Genomic DNA, 12157 nt, shown 5'->3' with positions numbered 1-12157 from the left:
ATTGCCTCGCTGCCGGGAAGCCTGCTCATGCTACGTCACGCCCCGACCATCGCTAAAGAATCCGCGCCGATACTGCTGCCAGCGCCCACCTACTGCTATGTCGAACTAACGGACGCACCGCAGGACGGCGCCGCTGCGCTGGCCAGCGAAACGGCGCTGGCGATCAGCTACAACGGCATCAGCCACAGCGTGATGATGGTATCGCCCAGCGACCTTGAAGACTTTATCTACGGTTTCAGCCTGAGTGCCGGCCTGATCGACAGCTTCGATGAGGTCTACGATATTCGCCTCCAGCAGCACGACAGCGCCATCAGCGCCGAGGTGCAGGTCAGCAACCGGGCCTTCTGGGCGCTCAAGCAGCAGCGCCGCACCCTGGCCGGCAACAGCGGCTGCGGCCTGTGCGGGGTGGAGGCGCTGGAACAAGCCCTGCCGCAATTGCCCAGCCTCACGCCCAGTCCCCTGCCGGCAGCCGCTCATTTACAAGGTTTGCGCACGCGCATTCAAACCGTACAAACCATGGCCCGCCACAGCGGCGCCGTGCATGCCGCGCTGTTTGTTGATGATCAGGGGCAGATCCGCCTGTGCCGCGAAGACATCGGCCGGCATAACGCCCTCGACAAGCTGCTCGGTGCCCTGCACCGCGCAGGGGAAAACCCGCGCCAGGGCTTTGCCGTGGTCACCAGCCGTTGCAGCCTGGAGCTGATTCACAAGGCCCTGCGCGCCGGCATCGGCACCCTGGTCAGCCTGTCTGCGCCGACCACCCTCAGCGTGCAGTGGGCGCGCCAGCACAACCTCAACCTGATTCACCTGCCCCAGCACAGCGCGCCACGGGTCTACAGCCCGGCCGCATCCGGAGTCGCCCAGCCATGAGCCTGCAACCGATCAAGCCACGCTATAAACCCTACACCGGCGCCGCCGCCGGTTGGGGCGCGCTGCGCAGCGTGACGCACTTCTGGCTGGACAGTAAGCAGCCCTTCAAAAACCTGCGTGCCCTGCTCAAAACCAACCAACACGGCGGCTTCGACTGCCCCGGCTGCGCCTGGGGTGATTCGCCGGAAGACGGCCACATCAAGTTCTGCGAGAACGGTGCCAAAGCGGTCAACTGGGAAGCGACCAAACGCCGTGTGGACGCGGCTTTCTTCGCCCGCTACAGCGTCAGCCAACTGCGTGAACAAAGCGATTACTGGCTTGAATACCAGGGCCGCCTGACCGAGCCGATGCGCTATGACGCCGCCAGCGATCATTACCAACCGATCAGCTGGGACGCCGCCTTCGCCCTGATCGCCGAGCACCTGAATGCGCTGCAAAGCCCCAATCAGGCCGAGTTCTACACCTCCGGCCGCGCCAGCAACGAAGCGGCCTACCTGTATCAACTGTTCGTCCGCGCCTTTGGCAGCAACAACTTTCCCGACTGCTCGAACATGTGCCACGAAGCCAGCGGCGTGGCCCTCGGGCAGAGCGTGGGCGTCGGCAAGGGCAGTGTGACCTTCGCCGACTTCGAGCACAGCGATGCGATCTTCGTGCTCGGGCAGAACCCCGGCACCAACCACCCGCGCATGCTTGAACCGCTACGCGAGGCGGTGAAGCGCGGCGCACAGGTGGTGTGCTTCAACCCGCTGAAGGAGCGTGGCCTGGAGCGTTTTCAGCATCCGCAACATGCGCTGGAGATGCTTAGCAACGGCTCCGAACCGCTCAACACCGCGTTCTTCCGCCCGGCTCTGGGCGGCGATTTAGCCGCCCTGCACGGCATGGCCAAGTTCCTCTTGCAATGGCACCGCGAAGCGCTGGCCAAGGGCGAACCAGCGGTGTTCGACCTGGCCTTTATCGCGGAACACACCCACGGCGTGGACGACTATTTAGCGCTGCTGGATGCCAGCAGTTGGGATTCGCTGGTCGAGCAATCCGGCCTGAGCCTGGACGAACTGCAGCATGCCGCCCTGCTCTACCGCCGTGCCGAGCGGGTGATCATCTGCTGGGCCATGGGCATCACCCAGCACCACAACTCGGTGGCGACCATTCAGGAAATCGTCAACCTGCAACTGCTGCGCGGCAACCTCGGCCGCCCCGGTGCTGGCCTGTGCCCGGTGCGCGGCCACAGTAACGTGCAGGGCGACCGCACCATGGGCATCAATGAGCGCCCGCCAGCGGCCTTTCTCGATGCGCTGGAGCAACGCTTTAACTTCCAGGTGCCGCGTGCGCAGGGCCACAACACCGTCGAGGCGATCAACGCCATGCTCGACGGAAAGGCCAAGGTGTTTATCGGTTTGGGCGGCAACTTTGCCCAAGCCACCCCGGACAGTCCGCGCAGCCATGCCGCGCTGAGCCGCTGCGCGCTGACCGTGCAGATCAGCACCAAGCTCAACCGCAGCCACCTGACCACCGGTACCGATGCGCTGATTTTGCCGTGCCTCGGGCGTACCGATATCGACCAGCAAGCCGGCGGCCCGCAGGCGGTGACCGTGGAAGACTCGTTCAGCATGATCCACGCCTCCTATGGCCAACTCGAACCGCTGTCGGCGCAGATGCGTTCGGAGCCGGCGATCATTGCCGGTATCGCCAAGGCCACGCTGGGCAATCATCCGGTGGACTGGGACGCACTGATTGCCGATTACCGGCGCATCCGCGAGCTGATTGCCGAGACCATTCCCGGCTTCAGCGACTTCAACCAGCGCCTGCAACACCCCGGCGGTTTCTACCTGGGCAACGCCGCTGCCGAACGGCGCTGGCTGACCGCCAGCCACAAAGCCAACTTCAAGGCCAACCCGCTGCCTGCCGATCTGCTGCCACCGCACGTGCGCAGCAGCGGGCAAACGCCGGACCTGATTCTGCAGACGCTGCGCTCCCACGATCAGTACAACACCACCATCTATGGTCTGGATGACCGTTACCGTGGGGTCAAGGGTCAGCGTCAGGTGCTGTTCGTCAACGAGGCCGACATCCTGCGCCTGGGCTTTCAGCCGGGGCAGCAGGTCGATATCCAGTCGATCTGGGATGACGGCATCGAGCGCAAGGTCATGGGCTTTACCCTGCTGGCCTTCGACATTCCCGCTGGCCAGGCCGCTGCCTACTACCCGGAAGCCAACCCGTTGGTGCCGCTGCAGAGTTTTGGCGCGGGCAGCTTTACCCCAACCTCGAAGTACGTGGCGATTCGCCTGCACGCGCATCAGGCGCCCATGCGCATTCTTTAACTGCCTGCCGAGTCCATCAGCAGCACCGTCAGCGCTGCGCGCAGGTTCTCGGGGATGCTCACCGGGCGGTTGCTGCTGCGGTCGACGAAGACGTGGACAAAACGTCCGGCCGCACAGGCTTCATCTTCATCGGCCTTGAACACGGCCAACTCGTACTGCACCGAACTATTGCCCAGTTTGCCGACGCGCAGGCCGATTTCGATGCGCTCGGGGAAGGCGATGGAGGCAAAGTAATCGCAGCTGGAACTGACCACAAAGCCCACCACGTTGCCGTGATGGATATCCAGGCCGCCGACTTCGATCAGGTAGGTGTTCACCGCGCTGTCGAAGAAGCTGTAGTAGGTGACGTTGTTGACGTGGCCGTAGACGTCGTTGTCATGCCAGCGCGTGGTAATAGGCTGGAAGTGTCGGTAATCGCTGCGCAGGTGTTGGGGTTGGTTCATGGGGAATCCTTGGGCAAGAAGACCGTAGGGCGTGCATGCCGAAGGCTTGTACGCCATTTATCCAGCGGGAGGTGGACAAGGCTGCGCCATGTCCACCCTACGCGCTATGAATCAATACGCCACTTGGTAGATGGCCAGCGCGTGGGCTTCGTTCACTTCGCGCGGGTTATTCACCAGCAAGCGCTGTTGCAGCATGGCGTCACGCGCCAGCGTCGGCAGCATGTCCTGCGGTACGCCGGCATCACGCAGGCGCGTCGGCAGGCCGCTGCGCAGGCTGAAATCGGCCAGTGCGCCGATCAACTGCTCAGTCTGCTGAGTCGCGCTGCCCGCGCGTAGCTGATCCCCCAGCACCAGCGGTGCCAGCTCGGCATACAGCGGCGCGGCCACGCTGGCATTGAAGGCCAGCACATGCGGCAGCACCAGGGCGTTACTCAGGCCATGGGGAATATGGAAATGCCCGCCCAGCGGATAGGCCAGTGCATGCACCGCTGCACAGGGCGCGTTGGCGAACGCCTGACCGGCCAGGCAAGAGCCCAGCAGCATGGCCTGACGCGCCTCGCGGTTGCCGCCGTTGTGCACCACTTCATCCAGGTTGGCCGCCAGCAGGCGCAGCGCTTCGCGGGCCAGCAGGTCGGACAGCGGGTTCTTTTTCAGCGCACTGGTGTAGGCCTCAATGGCGTGCACCATGGCATCGATACCGGTGGCGGCGGTGACCGCCGGCGGCAGGCCGAGGGTCAGCTCGGCATCGAGCAGCGCCAAGTCCGGCAGCAGCAGCGGCGAAACCACGCCCATCTTGGTGGTTTCACCGGTGGTGATGATGGAAATCTGCGTGACTTCCGAACCGGTGCCGGCGGTGGTCGGCACCAGAATCAGCGGCAAGCGCTGGCCTCGGGCATTGCCAACGCCGTAAATCTGCGCCAGCTCCTGGCCACAGTCGGGATGGGCCAGCAGCGCCACCAGCTTGGCCACATCCATCGAACTGCCGCCGCCAAAGCCGACAATCAGCTGCGCGTTAAGCGCACGAGCCTGCGCAACCGCTGCCCGCAAAATCGCCTCGGGCGGGTCGGCGACCACCTGATCGAACACCTCGACCGTCAGCTCGGCGCGGGCAAAGCCTGGCAGCACATCCGCCAGCAGGCCGAGCTTGCTGATGCCCGGATCGGTGACGATCAGCACCCGCTGCGCACCGCGCTCGCGGCACAGCTCGGCCAGACGCCGGGACGCACCGATCTCGCACAGAATCTGCGCCGTGGTGGCAAAGCTAAAGGGCTGCATGGGGGTGATCCTCTTGTTGTAATAAATGGCTCGTACAGCAGCGTGAATTGCACCCACGCTACGCGCTTCGGTCAAAAGGCGAAACTCGCCTCATCCATAGCCATCAGGCAGTCAGCACCGCCCAGCAGCGACTCGCGATGGGCGCTGGCCCGTGGCAACACCCGGCGCAGGTAGAAGTCGGCCGACTGCAATTTGGCCTGGTAGAACGCCGCTTCGCCATGGCCCGCCTCCAGGGCATCCTGCGCCCGCGCCGCCGCCTGCAGCCAGAAGCCGGCCAGCAGCACATAGGCCGAATACTGGAGGAAATCCACCGACACCGCGCCGATCTCCTGCACATCGCGCTGACTAGCCGCAATCACTGCGCTGCTCAGCTCGCGCCACTCGCCCAGGCGCGCCTGCACGCTCTTGGCCATCTCGGCCAATGCCAGGCGGCCCACTTGAGCGTCGCACAGTTCGCTGAACTCGGCCTGCAGCGCCGACAGCTCGGCACCGCCGTCACCGAGCACCTTGCGGCGGATATAGTCCAGCGCCTGAATGCCGTTGGTGCCTTCATACAACTGGGTAATACGGCTGTCGCGCATCAGCTGCTCAATGCCCCACTCGCGGATAAAACCATGGCCGCCATACACTTGCACGGCATGGCTGGCGACTTCCTGGCCCATGTCGGTGAAGAAGGCTTTGACGATCGGAATCAGCAGCGCCGCGCGCTTGCCGGCGGCCTTGCGCGCCGCGGCGTCCGGATGAGCGTGCTCCAGATCAAGCTGGCGCGCGCAGTAGACGGCGAGCATACGGCTGCCTTCGACCAGGCTTTTCTGCGTCAGCAGCATGCGCCGCACATCGGGGTGAACGATGATCGGATCGGCCGCCTTGCCCGGCTCCGCCGGCCCGCTCAGCGCGCGCGACTGCAGGCGCTCGCGGGCATACCGCAGCGCGCCCTGGAAGGCCGCTTCGCCGATGCCTAAGCCCTGCAAACCGACCTGAAAGCGCGCGTCGTTCATCATCGTGAACATGCAGGCCAGACCCTGGTTGGCTTCACCGATCAGCCAGCCGGTGGCGCCATCAAAATTCATCACGCAGGTGGACGCGCCCTTGATGCCCATCTTGTGCTCGATGGCGCCGCAAGACAGCGCATTGCGCTCGCCCGGCGTGCCATCGGCCGCGGCGATAAATTTCGGCACCAGCAGCAGGCTGATGCCCTTCACCCCGGCTGGCGCATCCGGCAGACGGGCGAGCACCAGATGAATGATGTTTTCCGAGAGGTTCTGCTCGCCGCCGCTGATAAAGATCTTGCTGCCGCTGACCTTGAAACTGCCATTCGCCTGCGGCTCGGCCTTGGTGCGCAGCAGGGCCAGGTCGGTGCCGGCCTGCGGCTCGGTCAGGCACATGGTGCCGGTCCATTGGCCGCTCACCAGCTTGTGCAGATAGGTGTCTTTAAGGGTTTCGCTGCCGTGCTTGTACAGCGCCAGCACCGCGCCTTCGGTCAGCCCGGAATACACGCGGAACGACAGCGAAGCGCCCATCAACATCTCGTGGAAGTTGCACGCAAGCATCTGCGGCAGCGCCTGGCCGCCGTATTCGCTCGGCCCGGTCATACTCGCCCAGCCGTTATCGACATATTGCTGATAGGCCTCGGCAAAGCCATCCGGCGTGCGCACCTGGCCATCGTTGAGCTGGCAACCCTGTTCATCACTGTTGCGATTCAGCGGCGCCACCACCTCGGCGGCGTAACGCGCGCCCTCTTCCAGCACGCCATCGATCAGCTCGCGGTCAAGGCCGTTGCCGAGCAGTTCACAGTGGCCGCTGATATCGAACAGCTCGTGCAGGACAAAACGCATATCGCGCAACGGGGCCTGGTAACTCATACCCGGCCCTCCTGCACGTCGGATACCCGCACGTCGGCGACCCGCACGTCGGCAAAGCGCTGGCCGCTGCTGGCCAGCTTTCCAATCAGGCGTGCCGGCAGCCAGTGCTCACCGAACGCCGCCTGCAGCGCCTTCAAACGGTCATGAATCGCCGCCACACCCTGGCTGTCGGCCCAGCTCATCGGCCCACCCTTGTCGGCGGGGAAGCCGTAGCCGTTGAGGTAGACCAGATCGATGTCGTGGCTGTTGGCGGCGATATTCTCTTCGAGGATTTTCGCCCCCTCGTTAACCAGTGCCAGCAGGCAGCGCTCGAGAATCTCTGAGGGGTCAATGTCGCGGCGCGTGAAACCCAGCTGTTCGGACACCTGCTGCACCAGCGCATCCACTTCAGGGTCGTGCTCGGCCTGGCGACTGCCTTCGGCGTAGCGGTAGTAGCCCATACGCGCCTTCTGGCCGAAACGGCCGAAGCCGCACAGGCGATTATCCACCTGCACCGCCGGATCATCCTGGCCCTTGCCGGCCAGCTCGCGGGCGCGCCACTCCAGGTCGATGCCGACTACGTCATACATGCGGAACGGGCCCATGGCGAAACCAAAGCCCTGCAACGCGGCGTCGACCTGATGCGGATAAGCCCCTTCGAGCAGCAGCATGCGCGCCTCGCGTACATAGGTGTGCAGCATGCGGTTGCCGATAAAGCCGTCGCAGTTACCCGCCACCACGCTGACTTTGCCAATGCGTTGGCCCAGGGCCAGTGCCGCGTCCAGTACCGCCGGCGCAGTCTTGGCACCACGCACGATTTCCAGCAGCTTCATGATGTGCGCCGGACTGAAGAAGTGCAGACCGAGCACGTCCTGCGGGCGCGCCGTAACGGCGGCAATCGCATCGATATCCAGCGCAGAGGTATTGCTGGCGAGGATCGCACCGGGCTTCAAGGTCGCATCGAGCGTACGAAAGATCTGCTGCTTGAGTTCAAGGTTCTCGTACACCGCTTCGATCACCAGATCGGCATCTGCCAGCGCGGCGTAGTCGCCCACCGGAGTGACGCAGGCCAGGCGCGCGGCCGACTGCTCGGCGCTGATCCGTCCCAGCTTGAGGTTATGGGCATTGGTCTCGGCCACCACCTTCATGGCCTGCTCGAGCATCTGCGGGTTGTTGTCCAGCCACAGGACCTGAATGCCGGCGTTGGCCAGGCTCATAACGATACCGCGACCCATGGTGCCCGCGCCGATCACGGCGGCCTGTCGAACCTCGAATGCCTTGCTCATGTCCACTCCTCTGATTAGTGCCGAACGAAATGCCTGTGCTGCAAAGAAAATTCGCCAGCCACCTTAAGCAAGGCGCTACTATTTTTGAAATTTAGTCTTGTGATAAGTCGTATTCAGCAGATGAATTTCTCTACCTTCGATCTCAACCTGTTGCGCGTGTTCGATGCGCTGATGCGTGAGCAGAACGTTTCCCGCGCGGCCGAGCGCCTGGCCCTGAGCCAGCCGGCAGTCAGCAACGCGCTGAATCGCCTGCGCGAACTGCTCGACGACCCGCTGCTGGTGCGGGTGGGCCGCAGCATGCAGCCCACGCCGCGCGCCCAGGCGCTGGAAACGCCGATCCGCGCGGCCCTGCAGCAACTGGAACAGAGCCTCAGTGCCGGCGACGTGTTCGACCCGGCCAACAGCCGCCAGCACTTCAGCATCGCCGTCACCGACTATGTCGAGCTGGTCTGCATGCCGCTCCTGCTTGAACAACTCAGCCAGCAGGCACCCGGCATGCGCATCGACATCCGCCACCTGAGCCCCAGCCTGCCGGCCGAAGCGCTGGACAAGGGCGAGCTGGACCTGGTGCTGGGGCGCTTCGAGGACATCCCCGCGCGCTTTGCCCGCCAGCACTGGATGAGTGAAACCCTGCAACTGGCGCTGCGCCGCGACCATCCCCTGGGCAATCAAACGATGGACCTGCCGACCTTTCTGCAGCTGCGCCACCTGTGGGTACACGGCGGTCAGACGCGCGGCATGGTCGACCAATGGCTGGGCGAACAGGGCCTGTGCAGGGAGATTCGCTACACCACGCCCAACTACCTGCAGGCCGCGCATATCGTCGCCAGCAGCGAACTGGGCGCCGTGCTGCCAACCCAACTGGCGCGCCACTTTTCCCGCCTGCTGCCGCTGCAACTGTTCGAGCTGCCGTTCGCCCTTGGCCCGTTTCACCTGGAAATCGTCAGCCTGGCCCAGCGCCAACGCGACCCGGCACTGCAGTGGCTGATTGAACAGATCCAGCAGATCGGTCAGCGCTGATCACCCGGCAGCCGGACAAAGCCTTCCTATACTGACGGCTACTGTCGTGCGGCCTTGGGGAATCGATCATGCTGAAATCGGCGTTGGCGCTGCTGCTGGCGGTGCTGGGCACCCTGGCACAGGCCCAGAATCTGCAAATCGTGCTGCTCGATAATCAGGGCAAACCGCTCAGCGACGCCGTGCTGTGGATCGAACCCGGCCCGGCGCAAAGCCAACCCAGCCATGCGGTGATGGACCAGCAGAAGCGCCAGTTCACCCCTTATGTTCTGCCCGTGCAGGTCGGTACCACGGTGAGCTTCCCCAACGCCGACCCGATCAACCACCACGTTTACTCCTTCTCGCCGGCCAAGCGCTTCGAACTGCGCCTGCACCAGCAGAAGGCCGCACCCCAGGAGATGCGTTTCGACCAGCCTGGCCTGGTCACCCTGGGCTGCAATATCCATGACTGGATGCTCGGTTTTATCCTGGTACTCGACACTCCCTGGTTTGCCCAGACCGACAGCCAGGGCAAGGCCCGCCTGAACTTCGAGGCCGCCGCTGGGCAAACCCTGCAGCTCTGGCACCCGCGCATCGCCGACCCGCAGGAAGCCCTGAGCCGCGCCGTGCCCAGCGACGGCACGCTGACCTGGCAACTGACCGGCACGCTGAAACGCGACCCGCGCCCGAAAGAGCCAAAAGCCCGCCCCATGACCAAAGGTGACTACGCCTCATGACCCTGCGCGGCAAGATTCTCGGCTTCTTTCTGCTGTTGTTGCTGGCGGTCATGGTGTTATTGCTGGCGCTGGTCTATCGCTCCACGTATCAACACACCCTGAGTCAGGTGGCCGGGCAGCTGAACTTCGCCCATGCCGTGCTAAGTAACGAGCTGCAAAGCCGCCGCCAGGCGCAGAGCGCCATGGCCGATCTGATCGCCAAGGACTTCACCCTGCTCGGCGAAATCGCCGACCTGATCGCCAGCCCCCAGCAGGAAGCGCAATCACTGTCTGCAGCACTGGAGTCGTTTGCCTCGCGCAGCCAGGCCAGCTTTGCCCTGGTCAGCGCCCCCGAAGGGTTGATTCTCGCAGGCACCAGCGGTGAACTGCTGCCAGGCGCGGAGCTGCCCTGGAGTGCCATGTTTGATGTGGATGATCCACAGAGTGAGGAGCGCCTGGTGGTATTTGGCGAGCGCGTATTGCATGTCAACGCCACGCCGATTTTCGCCCCGCGCCCCAACCTGATGGGCTGGCTACTGATGGCCTTCGAGCTGGATGACCAGGCCACCGCACACCTGGCGCGCCTTAGTGGCGCTGACGTAGCGTTCATTGATGGCCGCCCAGGCCAATACCGGGTACTCGCCAGCAACCTGCAGGCGTTGCCTCGGGCCGAGCTGGCCAGCCAGCTGCTGCCCAATGCTGAGGGCGTGTTCCGCTTCGATTTACAGGGACTGGAACAGGTGGCCCTGCGCGCACCTCTAGTGGACACCAGTAGCGAACTGCAGGTGCTGCTGATGCGCTCGCTGGCCGCCGAGCTGGCTGATTACCAACCGCTGCAATGGCAGCTGGCAACCATCTTTACCATCGCCCTGCTGCTGGCCGGACTCGGCGCGCTGTGGATTGCCAACACCGTTAGCCGGCCGCTGAGCCAGATGGTCGACAACGTGCGGCGCATCGCCAGCGGCGACTATCAGGTACCAATGGAGACGCAGGCGAGCGGCGAAGTCGGCTTGCTCGCCCGTGAATTCGTCGCCATGCAGCAAGGCATTGCCGAGCGCGAAACCACCATCAGCTTTCTCGCTTACCGCGACCCGCTGACCGAACTGGCCAACCGCAACCGTTTTGTCGCCGAACTGCAACAGGCCCTGACGCAGTGTCCGCCAGGCGCAGGCGTCGCCGTGCTGCTGATGGACCTGGACAACTTCAAGGACCTTAACGACACCCTCGGTCACGACGCCGGTGACCAGTTGCTCTGCCTGCTCGCCGCCCGCCTGCAGGCGCTGCTACGCCCCACCGAGCAACTGGCGCGCCTCGGTGGTGACGAGTTTGCGCTGCTGATCAGCCCCTGCCAGCCCGGCTGGCTGATCCCTGCCGCCGAGCATTACCGCGCCGCCCTGCACGAGCCATTCGCCGTGCGCGGCATCAGCATGACCCTCAACGCCACGATTGGCATCGCCCTGTATCCGGACCACGGTGAAAGCGCCGGCAGCCTGCTGCAGCATGCCGAAGTGGCGATGTACCTGGGCAAACAGCAGCGCTCGCCCTACGCCCTCTACCGCCCGGAACTGGACCGCCACAGCCTGCTGCGCCTGGCATTGATGAGCGAGTTGAAAGGCGCGGTGGAAGGCGGGCAGCTCAGCCTGTATTTCCAACCGAAGCTGAATATCCGTACGCGCAGCCTGTATGGCGTGGAATGCCTGGTGCGCTGGATTCACCCGGTGCATGGGTTTATTCCGCCGGACGAATTTATCCCCTTGGCCGAACAGACCGGCAACGTTTGCGCCCTGACCCGCTGGGTGGTGCACACCGCCGTGGCGCAGAGTCGCGCCTGGCAGGAACAGGGGCTGGCGCTGATGACTGCGATCAATATCTCCGCACTGGATCTGGCCGATCCCGGCTTTGCTGGCTTTATCGCCGCGCAACTGACCGAGCATGGCGTGCCGCCATCCGCCCTGATTGTGGAAATCACTGAAAGCGCGGTGATGGCCGACCCGGAACTGGCCATGGGGCAATTGCGGGAATTGTGCGAATTGGGCGTGAAACTGTCGATCGACGACTACGGCACGGGTTACTCAAGCATGGCCCAACTCAAGCGCCTGCCGGTGCATGAGCTGAAAATCGATAAGTCCTTCGTGCTTGACCTGCTGAGCAATCCCGATGACGACATCATCGTCCGCTCGACCATCGAGCTGGGCCACAACATGGGCCTGAAGATCGTCGCCGAAGGGGTGGAAACCGAGGCCATTCTCGACCGTCTGGATCAGCTCGGTTGCGACATCGCCCAGGGTTACCTGCTCAGCAAACCGCTGCCACCCGCCGCGTTTGCCAGCTGGCTGGCGGCAACCCACTGGCAACTGCCTCGCACATCGGGTTGATCAGGCGCATATAAAAACCACTGCCGATCACTAGGAC

General features: G+C 64.0%; 9 protein-coding genes. 5 read left to right on the top strand and 4 right to left on the bottom strand.

Annotated features, from left to right (window positions below; translation table 11 throughout):
- The first annotated feature begins 27 nt into the window (after nucleotides 1–27).
- Together fdhD and DBR00_RS04055 are read left to right on the top strand one after the other, a co-directional pair.
- Nucleotides 28–870, top strand: coding sequence for a formate dehydrogenase accessory sulfurtransferase FdhD (gene fdhD, locus DBR00_RS04060; RefSeq protein ID WP_108487914.1), 843 nt, complete (start codon nucleotides 28–30; stop codon nucleotides 868–870).
- Nucleotides 867–3188 carry an FdhF/YdeP family oxidoreductase gene (locus DBR00_RS04055; protein ID WP_108487915.1) on the top strand — a complete coding sequence of 774 codons (2322 nt, stop codon included), beginning with the start codon at nucleotides 867–869 and terminating at the stop codon, nucleotides 3186–3188. The genes fdhD and DBR00_RS04055 overlap by 4 nt, the downstream gene beginning before the upstream one ends.
- Here the strand turns inward: DBR00_RS04055 and DBR00_RS04050 are convergent.
- The 4 genes from DBR00_RS04050 to DBR00_RS04035 form a co-directional block, all read right to left on the bottom strand.
- The gene (locus DBR00_RS04050) at nucleotides 3185–3631 is read right to left on the bottom strand and encodes a thioesterase family protein (RefSeq protein WP_108487916.1); all 447 of its coding nucleotides are present in this window, start codon (nucleotides 3629–3631) and stop codon (nucleotides 3185–3187) included. The two genes, DBR00_RS04055 and DBR00_RS04050, sit on opposite strands and share 4 nt — an antisense overlap.
- A 111-nt stretch (nucleotides 3632–3742) precedes the next feature.
- The gene (locus DBR00_RS04045; protein WP_108487917.1) at nucleotides 3743–4906 is read right to left on the bottom strand and encodes an iron-containing alcohol dehydrogenase; all 1164 of its coding nucleotides are present in this window, start codon (nucleotides 4904–4906) and stop codon (nucleotides 3743–3745) included.
- A gap of 71 nt (nucleotides 4907–4977) precedes the next feature.
- Nucleotides 4978–6768, bottom strand: coding sequence for an acyl-CoA dehydrogenase C-terminal domain-containing protein (locus DBR00_RS04040; RefSeq protein ID WP_108487918.1), 1791 nt, complete (start codon nucleotides 6766–6768; stop codon nucleotides 4978–4980).
- Nucleotides 6765–8033 carry a 3-hydroxyacyl-CoA dehydrogenase gene (locus DBR00_RS04035; RefSeq protein ID WP_108487919.1) on the bottom strand — a complete coding sequence of 423 codons (1269 nt, stop codon included), beginning with the start codon at nucleotides 8031–8033 and terminating at the stop codon, nucleotides 6765–6767. Before DBR00_RS04035 ends, DBR00_RS04040 begins: the two co-directional genes overlap by 4 nt.
- Before the next feature lie 120 nt (nucleotides 8034–8153).
- On the opposite strand from DBR00_RS04035, the gene DBR00_RS04030 reads away from it, so the two are divergent.
- The 3 genes from DBR00_RS04030 to DBR00_RS04020 all read left to right on the top strand — a co-directional run bounded on the left by DBR00_RS04030 (nucleotide 8154) and on the right by DBR00_RS04020 (nucleotide 12120).
- Nucleotides 8154–9053: a LysR family transcriptional regulator gene (locus DBR00_RS04030; RefSeq protein ID WP_108487920.1), complete on the top strand. Its 900-nt coding sequence runs from the start codon at nucleotides 8154–8156 to the stop codon at nucleotides 9051–9053.
- Between the two features lie 68 nt (nucleotides 9054–9121).
- The gene (locus DBR00_RS04025) at nucleotides 9122–9766 is read left to right on the top strand and encodes a methylamine utilization protein (RefSeq protein ID WP_108487921.1); all 645 of its coding nucleotides are present in this window, start codon (nucleotides 9122–9124) and stop codon (nucleotides 9764–9766) included.
- On the top strand, nucleotides 9763–12120 hold the full coding sequence (locus DBR00_RS04020) for a bifunctional diguanylate cyclase/phosphodiesterase (RefSeq protein ID WP_108487922.1): 2358 nt from the start codon (nucleotides 9763–9765) through the stop codon (nucleotides 12118–12120). The genes DBR00_RS04025 and DBR00_RS04020 overlap by 4 nt, the downstream gene beginning before the upstream one ends.
- The last annotated feature ends 37 nt before the right edge of the window (nucleotides 12121–12157 follow it).

It is taken from the genome of Pseudomonas sp. HMWF032, assembly GCF_003060885.1.
In the GTDB taxonomy this organism is placed as follows: domain Bacteria; phylum Pseudomonadota; class Gammaproteobacteria; order Pseudomonadales; family Pseudomonadaceae; genus Aquipseudomonas.
Note: the sequence above shows the minus strand (reverse complement) of the source record. Positions and strands in the feature narration are given on the sequence as shown.